Raw genomic sequence first — 16,330 nt, 5'->3', positions numbered from 1 at the left:
CTGCGTCATCGACACCAACGCCGTCGGAGAAAACCAATCGAACGTCTGGACATCAGACAATATACGATTATTGTCTGATCTGTGGAACCAGGGCCCTCACCACGAGTTGTTCGACGAATTGGCGTTTGTCGGCCGGGGAGCGGTAGCGCCATGAGGGCGCCAGCAGAAACAGGGTCGCGCTGTGCAGCCACTGGACGATCGACCGGAAGTCGACGTCGGGGTAGAGCAGTCCCGCCGCTTTCCAGCGGTCGAGCAACGGTCCGTAGTGCTGCAGCAGCAACTCGACGATCGGTTCGGACCCCTTCTCCAGCGCCGAGGCGACCGCGGTGCTCTCGGCCGCGAACAGTGCTTCGTTCAGCGGGTTGCCGTCGACCGATTCCACCCGCGCCAGCACCATCTCGGGCACCGACCGAACGGGATCGTCGGGCGTGGGCAGTGACCGCACCAGCTCGCCGAGCGCGGTATCCACACGCGACAGCATCAAGCCCAGCAGGACATCGTCGCGGCCGGGAAAGTAGCGGTACACCGTCGAGCGCGACACCCCGGCCTCGTCGGCGACTTCGCCCATGCGGAACTGGGTGTTGCCGCGCCGGACAATGCAGCGGCCGGCGGCATCCAGGATCCGTCTACGGGCCTCCTCGTCGTCGAGGATCGCGCGGTCGTCGCCCCACCGCCGGCTTGGTTCCATGGCGGCGATGTTACGGGATGCGTTGCGCTGCTTCAGTATCTGATGCCAAATCGGAGCGACCCGACGAAACACCTTGCAGCGCAACGGCAAAACTAGCCAGAAAGGCCGATTGATGGCGTACTCCGCCGCGGACGAATCGTTCACCCACCAGCTTCCGAGCACCTTCGACCAGGTGCACAACGCCGATCCGACGTGGTCGGATCGCTGCTACTTCTTCGCCGCATCGCCGGACGGCACCATGCTGCTGGCCAGCGGCTACGGCAACAACCCCAACACCGGCAGCGGATTGGGATACGTCAAGGTCAGCCTCGCCGACGGCCGGCACTGGGACCTGCTGTCCGGCCGACCCGTCACCGGCGACGACCGCGGCGACCTGAGCGCCGGGCCGATGCGCTGGACCTGCGTCGAGCCGCTGAAGAAGTGGCGGTTGGACGTCGAGCCCAACAACTCCGGAATCGAGTGGGAGCTCTACTACGAACCCACCGCCCCGATGTGGGAGCTGTTGCCCATGAAGGTGCGCGGCAGGGACGGCGAGCTACTCGCCGACATGTACCACATGAAAGAGCCCGGTCGATGGACCGGATGGGTGACGATCGACGGAGAACGTATCAGCGTCGACGGCTTCCACGGCGGCCGCGACCGCACCTTCGGCGTGCGGGTCTCGGACAAGATCGACTTCTGGCTGTGGCTCGACGCCGGGTTCGACGACCACGCCATCGAAGCGTGGATCATCGAATCCGCTGACGGCACAGTCCATTACGTCGACGGCGGCATCACCTACGCCGATGGGAGGCTGTCGAAACGGTTCGTCACGATCGAGCACGACGTCGAGTTCGACGGTGACCGCAAGCGGCCCGCGCGCGCGGTGCTCGTGTTCACCGACGAAGACGGGCAGGCCCATCGGGTGATCGCCGAGTCGCCCCACCAGCAGGTCAACGCCTACTACGGCCTGCCGATGGCACACTGCCAATACGAAGACCTCGGCGGCGGCGCCTACTTCATTCATTTCGCCTGGGACAGCGGCGATCCCGACCAACTGTCCGAGACCGAGGACAAATCGATGGCACTCGACCAACTGATGCGGTTCGAGCGCGACGGCGAGACCGGTTGGGGCATCTTCGAATTGCTGATGGGCGGACAGGGCTATGCCCGGTACCCCAACTGGACCGCGATGGATATGTCCGCCTTCACTCAGGACAAGACCCCGGTCGATCGCTTGCAGGAAGACGGCGAAGGGGTTCGGCAGTGACCCTGGACGCGGATCGGGAACGACGATTGACCGAGTGGGTGCGTGCGCAGGTGCCCGACGCCGACGACGTCCGCCTCGAGGGCATCGATCGGGTGAGCTTCGGGCACTCGGCGGAGATGATGACGCTCAGCGTCATCTCCCGGCGCGGCGGCCGTGACGACCGCCAAGACGTGGTGTTGCGGCTGCGGCCCCCACCGCCCGCGCTGCTCGAGCCTTACGATCTCGCGCGGCAGTTCGCCATCCTGCGCGCCCTGGCCGACACGCCGGTCCGCGTCCCGCCGGCGCTGTGGCTCGAACCGTCCGGCGAGGTGCTCGGCCGGCCGTTTTTCGTCATGGAACGGGTCGACGGCGACGTGTACGAAATGGAGCCCCCCGCCGGCGCCGCCGACCACACGGTGGTCCGGATGTGTCAGAGCCTGGTCGAACAATTGGCCGCCATCCATGCCGTCGACCTCACCCGGACCGGGCTGGACACACTGGACGACGGCGCCGACCATCTGGACCGCGAACTGGGCCACTGGGCCGCCGAGATGGACCGGGTCAAGCGCGACCGTCTGCCCGCCCTGGAGCGCCTTCACGAGGCCCTGCTCGTCGCCAAGCCCGACCCGTGCCCCAGGGTTGCGCTGGTGCACGGCGACGCGAAACCGGGCAACTTCGCCTTCACCGCCGGCGAGGTGAGCGCCGTCTTCGACTGGGAGATGACGACCGTCGGCGACCCGCTCACCGACATCGGCTGGCTCGAGATGCTGCGGATGCAGCCGGTCGGGATCAACAGCCACCCCGCGGCCCTGCCCATCGAGGCCCTGCTGGCGCACTACGAGTCGGCCAGCGGGATCAGCGTCGCCAACCGAGCCTGGTACCGGGCCTTCAACGCCTTCAAGATGGCCGTCATCTGCCTCATCGGCGCGATGCTCGTCGAGGACGGCCACAGCGACGATCAAAAACTCGTGCTCGCCGCCTACGGCACCTCGCTGATGACCAAAGCCGGGCTCACCGACCTGGGCATCGACGAACCCCTCGACGACGGGCCGGTGCTGCCGCGCGACGACCGCATCGCGCAGGTGCTGGCCGGGTAGGCGTTCAGGCGTTGCAGGCGGACCGCGTCAGGCCGGTCCATACCAGGGTGACGCGGGTGCCCTGCGGAGTCCGGTCGATGGCCACTTCGTCGGCGAGGGCCTCCATCAACGGGATGCCGCGGCCGCGCATCTGCTGGTGGTGTTGCGCCGGGACCTTCTGCCGCCAACGACCCCGATCGCCGACGGTCACGGCGAGGGCGTCGGCGTCGCCGTCGTAGGAAGCTCGCACATCCACGGTCCCGCGCTGCGCCGCGTCGACATACGCGAACTCCGCGGCATTGGCGATCGCTTCGTAGACCGCCAGGAGCAGATCGCTGGAGCGGTCGGCGCACAGGGAGAAATGGCCGTTCAGCCACGCTCCGAATTCGGCGCGGATGCGGGCGGCGCTGCGCGCGTCAGCCGCCACGCGCGAGCGCACGAAAAGGGTGCGGTCATCGACGCGCGACAGGTTATGAGGCTGATCCGAGCGACCCATCGTCCCCAGGTGTGTCCTCACTCGTGCCGGGGCTCATTCCCCAGCGATGCCGCTCAACGCGCCGTCCAGGCTGCTGTACAGCGCGAGCACGCTGTCAATCCCCATCAGCTTGATGGGCCTGCTCGTGGCCGAGCCGTTGGCGACGACCGCGAACTTCGTCGGCGGCTCGACCTCGGCCTGCGCGGTCACCAGCACGGTCATGCCGGCCGATGCCAAGAAGCCGACCTTCGACAGATCGACGATCAGTGCCGCGGGTTTGGTGGCCAGCGCAGTCTGGATGGCGTCGGCCAGCTGCGGGGAGCTGAGCATGTCCACCTCACCCGAGACGGTAAGCACGACCGCCTGATCTACCTGGTGTTTGCCCACTTCAAAAGCGGTTGGATCGACGACATCGCCGGATTGTTCGCCCATGGTCCATCACTCACATTCGGTCCCGTGCGGGACACTGCTAGCTCTCGTACAGCCACTGCCATATCCGGGGGCTGCTGATTCAACCCCTCGGGAACACGCTTGCCTACCGAGGGTGCGCCCCGTCGATCTGCCCTGCTAAGTGCAGATACAGCTACAAGTGTTTGGTCAATGGTAGGACACGCACCAATCGCGCCTTCAAATGCTGAACGATTTGCCGCGCCGAGATGAGGTGCCTGCTCGGCGCGGGGCGACGGGACAAACTGCGGATGCTGTCGGCAGGGCCTGGCGTGCCCCCGCCCGTTTCGTCCGCGGTCCGCGCGGCGCGACCTGCGCAATTCGGCGGGGCGGCGGCCCGTGGCGCCCGGTGATCGCGCCGGTGGGTGCCAGGCGATGCGACGACTGCGCGGGCACCGATCCCAGGTGTTCGTTTTCTGGCGGGCCGGCTGGACGGCCGCCGGTATCGGCGCAGCCGGCCCAGGCCCGGGGTCGGACCGGACCGACGGCCTGTCTCGTCCGGTTGGGGCTGGCCGAATATGATCGGCACGATTCAGGCTTGAGCGCGCGGCCTCCCCGGCTGGTGCGCCCATTACGAGGGAGTGAAGAGTTCAATGTCGAACCAGCAGCAAGCGGACCGGATGACGTCGGGCAAGGGATTCATCGCGGCGCTCGACCAAAGCGGCGGCTCGACGCCGAAGGCGCTGCGCCTGTACGGCATCGAGGACAGCGCGTACTCCTCCGACAAGGAGATGTTCGACCTCATCCACGAGATGCGTTCGCGGATCATCACCGCCCCGTCGTTCACCGGCGACCGGGTGCTGGCGGCGATCCTGTTCGAACAGACCATGGACCGGGAAATCGAGGGCAAGCCCTCGACCACCTACCTCTGGGAGACCAAGGGTGTGGTGCCGATCCTCAAGATCGACAAAGGGCTGGCGGACGCGTCCAACGACGTCCAGCTGATGAAGCCCATGCCGGGCCTCGACGACCTGCTGGAGCGGGCCGTGGGCAAGGGCGTGTTCGGCACCAAGGAGCGGTCGGTGATCGGCGGCGCCAACGCCGAGGGCATCGCCGCCGTGGTCGCCCAGCAGTTCGAGGTCGCCCATCAGGTGCTCTCGCACGGGCTGGTCCCGATCATCGAGCCCGAGGTCACCATCTCGATCTCGGACAAGGCCGAGGCGGAGCGCATCCTGCGCGACGAGATCACCAAGCAGCTCGACAGCGTTCCCGACGGGCAGCGCGTGATGCTCAAGCTGAGCCTGCCCACCGAGGCCAACTACTACCGTCCGCTGATCGAGCACCCGAAGGTGATGCGGGTGGTCGCGCTTTCCGGTGGCTACTCGCGCGAGGAGGCCAACGAGCTGCTGGCCAAGAACACCGGCCTGATCGCCAGCTTCAGCCGCGCGCTCACCGAGGGGCTTTCGGTCGACCAGACCGACGAACAGTTCAACACCACGCTGGACAAGGCGATCCAGTCGATCTACGACGCGTCGGTCGCCGGCTGAATCAGTAGCGGTGCTGGGCCATGCGCGGCGGGCCCTGCCCGCCGTCGCCCTCGTCGGAGACCAGCGCGGGCACCATCTCACTGGTGACCAGCCCCTCCTCGCTCGTCAATTCGTCGATGACAGCGAAGGATTCGGCGATGTTGGCCGGGGTGTCGATCACGATGGTGACCACGGGCACCCGGCGAGCCAGCGAGAGGAATTTGTCACCGTGGGGCGGGTGGTCACCGTGAAAACCCCACACGCCGCGCAGCACGGTCGCGCCGTCCGCGGTCATGCCCTGCCGTAGCCGCTGGACGATTGCGCGGTGAATCGGCACGCCACCATGATGGGCCGACTCGGACGTGTAGATCGTCAGCTTCTGCCACAGTGGCAAGCCATGTTCGTCCGTCCCCGGCAGGGCATGCGGTCGTTCCAGTAACTGTCCGTCGCGCTTGCAGACGCGGACTCGCTCCAGGGTGAACATGGGCCGGTGGAGCAGCCCACCCAGCTCCGGTAGTACGCGGCCGATGTGTTCGCCGGAGCCGACGGCGACGATCATCATCGGAACGTCGGCGTTGCGACTGAGGAAGTGAGCACGTTGACGCTGTCCGTGAGCGACGCCGTCAACGCCCAAAAGTACGGATGCGCCGGCGATTCGGCGTCGATACATCAAATCGCAGATGGCGATGTAGGCCGGCATTCCGTAGACGCGTTCCTTGCGTCCTACGAAAATCGTCAACTTGACCGATTCACGCAGATCGTCCGGGAGCTCTGCGGGAGCGATGTCCTCACGTAACAGTCGTGCGCGCTCCAATGTCGCCAGGCCGCGCTGTTTGATCGACAGCACCGGATCAAGCAGCGGCTCGATCTTGGTTCTGGTGTCGGTCGCGATGATCGCCACGGGCGGATCCTCGGACAATGTCAACGATTGATCGGTCCGAAAACGGCGCATGGTGCCGAAGCCGCTGATCCCGCGCAGCACCACGCTACAGGCGATGCGGTGCCGCTCATACAGGCCGAGCAGCACGTCGGAAACAAAGCCGTCGTCGGTCCGTCGGCGCTCGGCCAAATACGTCGTGAGCTTCAGACAGTCTTCGTCCATCGCCGCTCCTCGAACATTGGTGTACAAGGGCTTTCATGCCGCCGAAGGGAAACCACCAGGGCCCGTCGCTTGCCGAAATACTACGCTCCGAGCGGATGTCCGATCGAGATCGGTGATTCCCATCGCCGCGCCGGGGACGTTCTCCCGTTGCCCCCGCCGCGAAGACCGATGCCCCAGGCGGACGCTGGTAGTGTTCGTTTCCGACGGCGGTGGGGCTCGCCATAATCGCGGCGGCTGCAGAAGCGTCTGTGGCTGCGCCAACGGTCCCTGGCTGACTGGGTTTAGGAGATCCGTTATGCCTGTGACCTTTTCGTCTGTTTCCGCCTTGGAGGTGCTGGACTCCCGGGGCCGCCCCACCGTATCGGTGCGAATGGCGCTCTCCGATGGTCGCGAGGTGCGCGCCGGTGTGCCATCGGGGGCATCCACCGGTAGCCGCGAAGCGACCGAACTGCGTGACGGCGACGCGGGGCGATACGGGGGCCGAGGTGTCAGCCGAGCGACGTCGAATGTCAAAGGCCCGATCGCCGACGCACTGATAGGCCGTGCGTTCGGCACGCTCGAGCAGGTCGACGCGGAGTTGATTCGGCTCGACGGCACACCGGACAAGTCGCGGCTGGGAGCCAACGCGATCGTTGGTGTCTCGATGGCGGCGGCGCGGGCATTCGCAGTCGAATCGCAGCAGCCCTTGTGGCATTGGTTGACACCGGACGGCGTGCGGCCGCGACTGCCGTTGCCGCACTTCAACGTGGTAAACGGCGGTGCACACGCGCCAAATGCGTTGGAATTCCAGGAGTTCATGATCGCTCCACTGGGCGCCCCCTCGTTGCCCGAAGCGATCCGCGCGGGTGCGGAAGTCTATACGCGGTTGCGCGCCGCGCTGCAAGAACTCGGGTTGGGCACCGGTCTGGGTGACGAGGGCGGCTTCGCTCCCGACATCGCTTCTCCAGAGGCGGTACTGGCACTGCTCGTCGAGGCGATCGTCGCGGCCGGCTACACACCCGGGCGTTCCGGGGTGGCCATCGCCCTGGACCCCGCGGCCAGCGAGTTCTACCGTGATGGCTGCTACGTGATTGGCGGGCAATCGCTTTCGAGCGACGAGCTGATCCAGCGGTACGCGCAGATGGTGGCGGACTTTCCGATCTGGAGTATCGAAGACGGAATGGGGGAGTCGGACGCTGTTGGTTGGCGCGGGCTGACCGAACGCCTCGGCGAGCGCGTCCAATTGGTTGGCGACGACAACTTTGTCACCAATCCACAGCTGATCCGCGCTGCGGTCCAGGCCGGAATCGCCAACGCGGCATTGATCAAGGTCAATCAGGTTGGCACGGTCAGCGAGACGATGGAGGCCTTGCGGGTGTGCCGAGCCGCTGGTTATGGCGCAATGATTTCGCACCGCTCGGGCGAAACCTGTGACACCTTCATCGCCGATCTGGCGATCGGATCCGGTTGCGGGCAAATCAAATCCGGCGCCCCCGCGCGCGGAGAGCGGGTCGCGAAATACAACCGGTTGGCAGAGGTTGCTGCCGACTACCCCGATTGTGGGTTCGGTCTGCCGCGGGGCTAAGCGAAACGGTGTGCGCTCGGTGTGCGCGCTCATGATCGGGATGCCGCGATGACTACGGCGAGTACGGCGAGGACGGCGAAAAGCATATACGCCATGTAGGCATCGAGGCGGCCCGATTGCAGGCGCCTGGCCGCGCGCGCAACCGCGAGCAGGGCCGCGATCGCCGGCCGGTACAGGTAGCGGTCGACAATCTCGACCACCTCGACCCGGTAGGTCAGGACGGGCTGCCCGACGGTTTGCGTGGACGGTTCGACTGGGGCACCGCGTAACTCGGTTCGGGTCATCAACACGTTGCCGAGCACGTTGCGCATCGGATTGGCGTAGGCGAAAGAGGTATATCCGACGCCACGGTGCACACCCGGCGATGCCGACGACCACGGTGCCACCCGCCGCACGCGATTCAGACGACGGCCCGCCAGTGCGCTGGCGACCATCGCGACGAGGACGGCCATCGCTGGCAGCACGATCCACAGCCAGCTGGGCGATAGCGCCGAGAACTCGCCGAAAACCGGTTGCAGCACCCAGGGTTTGGCATTGGCACCGCGTGCCCGGTCACCGACGATCGGGGCCAGCCCGCGAGCGATGACGCGGATCTCTAGCGGCGCAAGGGCGGCCACGCCGAGGCATCCGGTGATAAGCAGAGCGATGCCGATCCGCAGCCAGGTGTGACGGTCCACCCGAGCACCGGCCGGGTCGAAAGACGGTTCGTCGATTCGTGGTGGTCCGAACGCAGTCAGCGCGACCACGCGGACGAATGTCACCCCCGCCACCCCGACGGTGAGCGCGACCAACACGCCGGCGACGGCGGTGCACAACTGCATGGCCAGGCCGGGGACCCGGAATTGCTGCATCAGCGATTCCAAGATCAGCCATTCCGAGGCGAACCCCGCCGTCAGCGGTAAACCTGCCAGCGTGAGCGAACCGATAACCAGTCCTGTTCCGGCCCAGGGCAATCGGCGCACAATGCCGCCGAGGCGGTCCAAGTCGGTGGTGCCCGTCGCACCCTCGATCACCGCTGTCGAGGTGAATAGGAGTGATTTACCCATGGCGTGGGTGATGACCTGGGTGGTGGCCGCCACGAGACCGGCTGCGGTCAGGAGCGGCTCATTGGCGGCGGCGCCGACGAGGGCGGTCCCGAAACCGGCGAGAATCAGTCCGGCGTTCTCCACACTCGACCAGCCGATCAGGACCACGAGGTCGGGGTGGACCGCTGCTTGGGCGATGCCGAAGATCGCACTCATCCCGGCGAGTATCAGCACCGCGCACACCACCCACGGCGGTGGCGCTCCAAGAAGTTGCAGGGTGCGCCACATGCCGTAGAAGCCAACGTTGACCGCGGCGCCGGCCATCACCGCGCGGGCGGGTCCAGGGGCGGCGGCGTAGCCGCGCGGCAGCCATACGTGTCCGGGCAACAGCCCGACCTTGATCGCGAACCCGGCCAGCAGTAACGCATACGCGGCCTGCCCCAGTGCGCCGTGTGCGTCAACGGCTTTGGCGTCAAGGGCAAAGGTGTGGGTGTGCGCGGCCAGCAGCAGACCGCCGAGGAGCAGGGCGGTGCCGCTGGCCTTGCCGAACACAACCATGACCAACGATGCGCGTGCCCGGCCTGGCCGGTCCCGGTCGAAACCGATGAGAAGATAGAACGCGACAGTGAGCGCTTCCCACCCGAACAACAAGACGAACAGGTTGTCTGCGGTGACGACGACCGCGACCGCCGCCATCGTCAACGCCAGCGCGGCGGTAAGTCGGCCATGGCGGGCACCGGCAAACGCGGCTGCCGCGCACAATGCCGGGACTGCCACCCCTCCCGCGATCACCAGAAACAGCCCCGCGAGCGGGTCGACGTGCAGAGCCGCAGGGCCGAGCCCGCCTAAGCCGCCCAGCGGCAAACGGTCTTCGTGCCCGGCTAGGCCACGCCCACCGGCCACGACAAACGTTGCGGCCGACGCCACCACCGCAGTCGCCGCGACCAACTGGGGCCCGCGTCGCTGAGACGTGGGCCATCCGGCAACCACGGCCAGACCCGCAAGCGCCAACCCGACGCCGATCATGACGCACTCCTCGAGGCGGCGGGCAGCCGGCCGAGTGCGAGCAGGATGCCGTGTAGCAGGCTGAACGGCGAGGCGGGCGATCCGGGGACCCACACGTCGACCGGCGCCAGTCCGCCGATCCCGGTGCCGCCGGTGTAGCCGCCGCCGATGATGCCACCACCGATCGCGTCGGTACCGACCGCGATCACCACAGTGGGCCGGGGCATGCCCTCGAAAGTCCGGCGCAGCGGTTCGGTCATGCCGGTCGTGCCAATCCCGGTGACCAGCAGGATGTCAGCGTGGCGGGGGCTCGCGGTGAAGAAGATGCCCAGCCGATGCACGTCATACACGGGATTGGTGAGGGCATTGACTTCCCATTCGTCGCTGCCGTCCGAACCGGCATCAACGTGGCGGAGGTGCACGGAGCGGCGCAACCGCCGCACGCGTTTGGCCAGTTCGGATCGCACGACATCCAGTGCCTCGCCGGTTTCGGCTACGGGGGAGACCACGAGCGCGTCACGCCGCAACCTCGCCGTGGCCGCGCCCTGCTCCCAGTCGAACCACTCCGGGGCTGCGGCGACGCAGCGCCCGCACAGGATGCATTTGCCCCGGTCCAGCTCGGGCATCTCGGCGACCGCGATCGCCGCGGTGGGGCACTGGGCGGCGGCTTCCGCGGCCCGACGCAGTATGCGGCGGTCACCCGCACGAGGGTCGCGGCGCGGTACTACCTCGACCGCGGCCGGAAACTGATCGAAATACATGTCATGGTGCTTCGGCCATCTCGTACTGAGAAGACCGTCGCGCAAGCCGCGGAAAAACACCACCATCTACATCGCCACCCCGGCGTAACACAAGCCGAAGCTGGCCTCGATGAACGGGAAATCGGTGAAGACGTCGCCGTGGAACACGTCATGGAAGAGCACCATGTTGTGCAGTGAGGCGCTGCGGGCAAAACAGCGCCCGACGCGGCCCTCGCGTACCTCCAGGCCGTAGAGGACCTCGCCCTGTGGCGACTCCGCCCAGCCGGTAGCGAACCCATCACGTGGTTCGACCGGAACCGCAAGATCGTGATCCGCCGTGTCGCCGAGGCGCTGGCAGGCGTGTTGGACCAGAGCGACCGCGGTGTCAATCTCGGCCCACCGCACCCGCAGTCGCGCCATCGCGTCGCAGTCGGCACTCATGGCGGGCTCGAACCCGGGTAATTCCGAGTATCCGTCATATGAGCGATGGAGGCGGGCGTCGTCGTCGAATCCCGAGCCGCGACCGACCGGTCCCAACGCTCCATGAGAGGCCGCCAGCTTCGCGTCCAGCCGACCGGTGCCGCGGATGCGGTCCAGGAAGGACGGGCTTTCCATCAACGCACGCCGATCCGCGCGGATTCGTTGTGCCGCGAGGTCAATGGTGGCGTGTAGGGCGGCCGGACTCATGCGCGGTGGCGCGGCAACGCCGCCGATGCGCACCACAGAGCGGCCAAACCTGTTGCCGCACAACTGCGATACCAGCCGCATGACCGCCTCTTTGTGCCAGCCAAAGCGGGCATTGCCCACGGCGAGTCCGGCGGCGTCGCACAGGCGCACGACCACGTCGAGATGGTTGGCGATGCGCTCGAGTTCCGCGTGGATGACGCGAAGGAGCCCGGCGCGTGGCGGGAGCTCAACATCGGACAAGCTCTCCACCGCATGAGCGAACGCGAGGGCATGGGCGACACTGGAGATGCCTTCGACGCGTTCGGCGATGAGAACGGCGTCGTCGACGCCGAGGCCTTCGAAGCGTTTGGCGATGCCACGGTGCTTGTAGTGGGGACGAATATTGAAGTGCGGGACGTCTTCTCCCGGCGTTTCGATGAGGAACTCGATCGACTCGTACACGCCTGAGCGAACCGGTCCCAGCGGCAGCGTAAACACACCGTGCCCACTCACATCGACCGGGCCTTGCCGGTCGCTGGCCGGTACCTCGCCCGCGGGTTCGCGGCGCCCGGGCCGGGGACGCTGTTGGCCGGGCTCCCAGGGCAGCAGGAGGGGATCCAACCGGGGGTGACCTAGCGGCATCACCCCGGACAAGTCGCGCAGGGCGCGTTCGTACCAAAACGCCGCGGGCACATCGGGTGTCAAGGACGGATAGGTCAACTCGCCGTCCGGTTCGGGCGCTAGTTCGGCTGATATGCACTCCACGCCCATACGGGTGACCAGCAGAGCCCGCATCTGTGCATCCTCGTCTTGGTGGGTGCAATACATCCCCCCGAAGCGCGCACCACCGCGAAGGCGGTCCAGTACTTCTGCGCGCCATTGGGGAAGCGGCAGTAGGAGTTCTCTCGTAGCCGCGGTGGTCATCGGCCCACTCCCGCCAAATCATTCGCCGCGTGGGTGAGTAGTTGGATCAGATCGCCCGGCGGGGACAGCCCGAGCAGCAGCAATGCCCCCAGGCCCATCAGCACCGGGACCACCATCCAGGTGCTGGGCTCCCCCCGCTCCATCGCGGCTGCTGCCGCGGCTCCCGGCCCCTCGACCCGCGAGGGTGCGAACAGCATCCACGTGGTGGCGGCGGTGAGGCCGGTGAACGCGACGGTGACGAGGCAGACCAGCACAACCGCGGCGGCATTGCGGTGGTCGGTCAGCCCTCCGGCGACGATCTGAAATTCACTGCGGAACAAGCCGAACGGTGGCATCGCGCCCAATGCCAATACCGCTAACAGAAACATCGGCGCCGACCATGGCAGCCGCGACATCGCATCCCGAATGCGGTGAAGTTCTTTGGTGCCGTATTTGCGCACCATCACTCCAGCACCCATGAACGCATTTCCCTTCGCAGCGGCATGAGCCAGGACGTGGAGCAACACACCGGTCAAGGCGAGCGGAACGCCGAAGCTCACCCCGATTGTCAGGATGCCCATGTGTTCGACGCTTGAATAAGCGAGTAGCCGTTTGATGTCACGCTGCTCCAGCAGATACAACGCTGCCAGCAGGAGCGAGGCCACGCCGAATACCAGCAGCACGAGTTGCGGGAAGCGAGAGCCGAGGGGGACGACGGAGATCTGATAGAACCGCAGGATCGCGTAGAACGAGACCGCCAGAAGCGATCCTGACAAGAGCGCCGAAACGGGGGTGGGTGCTTCGGCGTGCGCGTCAGGCAGCCAGGTGTGCACCGGGAACAGTCCAACCTTGGTGCCGAAGCCGACGACGGCCAGCACGAAGGCGAGCGCCACCGGCGTGTGCGGCATCTTTGCGGCACCACGCACCAGCGGATCGAACGCCAAGTCGTAGGATTCGCCGAGGACGGTGGATCCGGAGTAGTACATGAAAATTGTTGCCAACAACGCGATCCCAAGGCCGGAAGAGGCGATCAACACGTACTTCCACGCCGCCTCAGTGGCGCCCTCGGTGTCGTCCAGGGCCACCAGCAGCGCCGACACGACCGTCGTGATCTCGACGGCTATCCATAGCAGCGCCAACCCGTTGACCAGTGGCGCGGCCAGCATCGACCACGCGAAGGCATTGAGACCGACGTAAAAGAACCGACTGTAGCGCGCAAACACATGCCGGTCTTCTGCGCCGGTGGCGACCCGGGCGGCTTCGGCCGCCTGATAGCCGACGGCGTAGATGGCAGTCGTCATGTACAAGAACGCGGTGCCCAACACGAAAACGACCGACAACGCATCGGCACGCAGATAGCGCAGTGCTGTCAGTGTGTGTTCGTTCGCCGGGGCGACCAGCGCCACTGCGAATGCAAACGCGGCAATCCCGGTGGCAACAGTCAGCGTGGCGGCTACCCGACGGGGCACGACGACGCACGCCAAGGTGGTCAGGGCTGGCACGAGCACCAAAACCACCAGCGGGAACGACATCTCGCTACCCCCTCAGCTGGTCGAGGGTGTCGGTGGACAGTGAGCGGGTGCGGCGGTGATGGGTTCGCATCAACACCCCGAAAACTACGACTGCGACGAGCAGATCGAACAGGAACGCCACCTCGAGAATCAGCGGCATGCCTGCCGCCACCACCAGGCTCGCCAACGAAACGCCGTTTTCCAGCGAGAAGAATCCGATGGCCTGGCTCACGACGTCTCGGCGCATGATCATCAACACGAACGCGACCAGCACGACGGCGACCGAGAGGCTCAACGCGGTGGTGGGCAGCACAGCTGAGTGGATGCCCAAGACACCAACCGAGAAGAAGCCGAACGCGGTGACGCCGATCGCCACCAGCACCTGATTGGCCACCCCCACCGCGCCGCTGCCCGCGATCTCGGCGCGCGCATCGCGCAACAGCGCGAGGACGACCAGGGGCACGACCACCACCTTGAGCAATAGCGAAAGAGCGGCCAGCGCATACAACTCCGGGACGTCGCGGCCGTAGGCAACGACGGCGGCGAGCACACTGACAGCCAGCGACTGCCCCGCATACAGGCGTACCTGCGAGCGCAGCAGGGCCGCGCGCAGCATCCCGAATTCGAGTAACAGCATGACGACCGCGACAGTGTTGGCGATGCCGTCGAAGACGGTGGGCACCGTGTGGCTGGCTGCCGGCAGGCTCATCAGCCACCTCCCAAATACAGGGTGAATACGGCGAGAACCGAGAGCAGCAGCGCGGCCGATACGAATTCGGTGATCTTGAACAGCCGCAATTTGGCGAAGCTGTTGTCCAATACCGCGATCGCGCATCCCAGTAGCGCCGCCTTGCCCAGTAGCGCCGGAATCGCCAACGCAACGTCAAGTGGCCCGGTGGTGGAGGCCATGCCCCAGGGGGCCACGAAAACGTTGAGAACGATTACATACAGGACAAGCTGTTTGGCCGCTGACCCCCACTGCAGCAAGGCTAACTGCGGATCGGAGTGTTCGAACGAACGGCCGGCTTCAATCATTCCGAATTCAGTAGTGCCGGTGTGGGTTTCGACGGGGATTCGTCCGGTTTCGTAGAGGATGACCATGAAGAGCGCCGCCGAGGCCAATAGATGCGCGGGGCGCACGATCTGATCGGGACCGCTGCGCACCGCCGCGCCCAGAACGTAGGGGAGATCAGTGGTCGTGATCATCGCGACGGCGAAAACAACGAGCAGCATAACCGGCTCTGTGATGGCGGAGAACGTCTTGGCGCGGCTGGACGCCAATTGTGCGTAACTGTCGCCGGTCTCGGCCGCGGCGACCGCGACGACGAAGCTCGCAAACGCCAGGATGAGACCGCCGCCGAGGATATCGCCCATGTACCCCAGCGGCAGTGGATAGCTGGTGAGTACCGGAATAAGCATCGGCACAGTCAGATAACAGGCGAGGGACACCACCGGCGCGAAAAGAAAGAACACACCGGCGCCCACCGGCGCAAGGCTTTCCTTGGAAAACAGCTTGGCCAAGTCGAAATACGGCTGCAGAATCCGCGGCCCACGGCGACCCTGCAGCCTCGCCTCAAACCAGGCGATGAATCCACTGATGACCGGTGCACCGGCCACCACGGTCAGCACTTGCAGGATCTGGACGACGGGCAGTGGCAGGCTGGTCATCGGTCGTCCCAATCCGGACGCCACATGTTGCCGAGGTAACGGGCATATCCGCCGCGGCGCAGGTCGGGGAGGAAGCCGGCGATGGGCGGGTGCAGGGTGAGCGTCTTGAGTTGGTCCCATCGGACCCACGCCGGCGGACGGCCCGCCTCACCGGCCGGCTGTGAAGCGGTGTCGAATTCTTCGGCGATGAACACGACTTCCACCACGCGACGCCGGGTAACAGGGTCGTTGACTTCAAGGACGAGGGCGCACCTGTTGGGGAAGACGTCGAGACCCGTCTCCTCGCGGGTTTCCCGCCGCGCGCATGACGCCAGCCCCTCCTGCGGATGTGGACGGCCGCCGGGTAACACCCAATCGCCGCGGTCAGGGCGCTGCACCAGCAGGACGGCATCACCGCGGACGACCGCTACGGCACAACGCAATTCAACCGGGGGATCCTTGAGGGATGTCGTTATGCTCCTGCGTCCCGGCGCAGAGTAAGGCAAAGAGGTCACCTGCGACTCCTTCGTTCGCAGGGGCCATCAGCCTTGTGGCGGTTCGGAAGTCAACTTCCGGGCGGGCACCATCGCCAGTCAAACGGTCAATGTCAGTTAATCAACAGTCCGGTAGCCGGTCAAGCGATGACGGTACTCCAACCGTTATGCCACTTGTGGCGAGGATTTATCGCTTCGTCGGTAGGCTGGGCGCAAGGCGATGGATCTCCGCCGGGATGACGTTACGTGTCCGAACCGCCCACACGGGTTGATGGCTCCTGCCGGACAGAAGG

The 16,330-nt window shown here is 66.0% G+C and carries 15 protein-coding genes and 2 riboswitches; of the genes, 4 read left to right on the top strand and 11 right to left on the bottom strand.

All coding sequences use genetic code 11. The features are described 5' to 3' along the window. Window positions 1-67 precede the first annotated feature (67 nt). The gene (locus tag G6N26_RS17650; protein WP_067168090.1) at window positions 68-688 is read right to left on the bottom strand and encodes a TetR/AcrR family transcriptional regulator; all 621 of its coding nucleotides are present in this window, start codon (window positions 686-688) and stop codon (window positions 68-70) included. Between the two features lie 112 nt (window positions 689-800). On the opposite strand from G6N26_RS17650, the gene G6N26_RS17645 reads away from it, so the two are divergent. Continuing rightward, entirely contained in the window at window positions 801-1,937 is a 1,137-nt protein-coding gene (locus G6N26_RS17645; RefSeq protein WP_083015823.1) for a DUF7064 domain-containing protein, read from the top strand. Then, window positions 1,934-3,013 (top strand): phosphotransferase family protein, encoded by a 1,080-nt coding sequence (locus G6N26_RS17640; RefSeq protein ID WP_083015826.1) that lies wholly within the window; start codon window positions 1,934-1,936, stop codon window positions 3,011-3,013. Before G6N26_RS17645 ends, G6N26_RS17640 begins: the two co-directional genes overlap by 4 nt. A 4-nt stretch (window positions 3,014-3,017) precedes the next feature. On the opposite strand, the gene G6N26_RS17635 is transcribed toward G6N26_RS17640, so the two are convergent. Together G6N26_RS17635 and G6N26_RS17630 are read right to left on the bottom strand one after the other, a co-directional pair. Continuing rightward, entirely contained in the window at window positions 3,018-3,461 is a 444-nt protein-coding gene (locus G6N26_RS17635; protein WP_051197844.1) for an ATP-binding protein, read from the bottom strand. Window positions 3,462-3,521: 60 nt separating this feature from the next. After that, entirely contained in the window at window positions 3,522-3,899 is a 378-nt protein-coding gene (locus tag G6N26_RS17630; RefSeq protein WP_009953136.1) for an STAS domain-containing protein, read from the bottom strand. Between the two features lie 608 nt (window positions 3,900-4,507). On the opposite strand from G6N26_RS17630, the gene G6N26_RS17625 reads away from it, so the two are divergent. Then, on the top strand, window positions 4,508-5,401 hold the full coding sequence (locus tag G6N26_RS17625) for a fructose bisphosphate aldolase (protein ID WP_083015830.1): 894 nt from the start codon (window positions 4,508-4,510) through the stop codon (window positions 5,399-5,401). 1 nt (window position 5,402) lies between these two features. On the opposite strand, the gene G6N26_RS17620 is transcribed toward G6N26_RS17625, so the two are convergent. Further along, window positions 5,403-6,482 (bottom strand): DUF190 domain-containing protein, encoded by a 1,080-nt coding sequence (locus G6N26_RS17620; protein WP_067168063.1) that lies wholly within the window; start codon window positions 6,480-6,482, stop codon window positions 5,403-5,405. A 331-nt stretch (window positions 6,483-6,813) separates the two neighbouring features. On the opposite strand from G6N26_RS17620, the gene eno reads away from it, so the two are divergent. Continuing rightward, window positions 6,814-8,046, top strand: a complete 1,233-nt coding sequence (gene eno / locus G6N26_RS17615) for a phosphopyruvate hydratase (RefSeq protein WP_232067608.1) — start codon at window positions 6,814-6,816, stop codon at window positions 8,044-8,046. A gap of 29 nt (window positions 8,047-8,075) precedes the next feature. Here the strand turns inward: eno and G6N26_RS17610 are convergent, their stop codons facing one another. From G6N26_RS17610 to G6N26_RS17580, 7 genes are all read right to left on the bottom strand, one after another. Beyond that, complete coding sequence (locus G6N26_RS17610; RefSeq protein ID WP_083015833.1) at window positions 8,076-10,097, bottom strand: proton-conducting transporter transmembrane domain-containing protein; 2,022 nt, start codon at window positions 10,095-10,097, stop codon at window positions 8,076-8,078. After that, window positions 10,094-10,837 (bottom strand): NADH-quinone oxidoreductase subunit B family protein, encoded by a 744-nt coding sequence (locus G6N26_RS17605; RefSeq protein WP_225323266.1) that lies wholly within the window; start codon window positions 10,835-10,837, stop codon window positions 10,094-10,096. The genes G6N26_RS17610 and G6N26_RS17605 overlap by 4 nt, the downstream gene beginning before the upstream one ends. Window positions 10,838-10,903: 66 nt before the next feature. After that, a complete protein-coding gene (locus G6N26_RS17600; RefSeq protein ID WP_232067480.1) occupies window positions 10,904-12,277 on the bottom strand; it encodes a hydrogenase large subunit in 1,374 nt (457 codons plus the stop codon). A 125-nt stretch (window positions 12,278-12,402) separates the two neighbouring features. After that, complete coding sequence (locus G6N26_RS17595; protein WP_083015843.1) at window positions 12,403-13,917, bottom strand: proton-conducting transporter transmembrane domain-containing protein; 1,515 nt, start codon at window positions 13,915-13,917, stop codon at window positions 12,403-12,405. A 4-nt stretch (window positions 13,918-13,921) separates the two neighbouring features. Next, window positions 13,922-14,605 carry a hydrogenase gene (locus tag G6N26_RS17590; protein WP_179960228.1) on the bottom strand — a complete coding sequence of 228 codons (684 nt, stop codon included), beginning with the start codon at window positions 14,603-14,605 and terminating at the stop codon, window positions 13,922-13,924. Further along, window positions 14,605-15,564 (bottom strand): respiratory chain complex I subunit 1 family protein, encoded by a 960-nt coding sequence (locus G6N26_RS17585; RefSeq protein ID WP_083015846.1) that lies wholly within the window; start codon window positions 15,562-15,564, stop codon window positions 14,605-14,607. The genes G6N26_RS17590 and G6N26_RS17585 overlap by 1 nt, the downstream gene beginning before the upstream one ends. After that, on the bottom strand, window positions 15,561-15,986 hold the full coding sequence (locus tag G6N26_RS17580; protein WP_225323264.1) for an NUDIX domain-containing protein: 426 nt from the start codon (window positions 15,984-15,986) through the stop codon (window positions 15,561-15,563). Before G6N26_RS17580 ends, G6N26_RS17585 begins: the two co-directional genes overlap by 4 nt. A gap of 83 nt (window positions 15,987-16,069) precedes the next feature. After that, a riboswitch (Fluoride riboswitch) is annotated at window positions 16,070-16,143 on the bottom strand. 101 nt (window positions 16,144-16,244) lie between these two features. Then, window positions 16,245-16,325: riboswitch (Fluoride riboswitch) on the top strand. Window positions 16,326-16,330 lie beyond the last annotated feature (5 nt).

The sequence above is a fragment of the Mycobacterium marseillense genome, assembly GCF_010731675.1.
Classification (GTDB): Bacteria; Actinomycetota; Actinomycetes; order Mycobacteriales; family Mycobacteriaceae; genus Mycobacterium; species Mycobacterium marseillense.
Note: the sequence above shows the minus strand (reverse complement) of the source record. Positions and strands in the feature narration are given on the sequence as shown.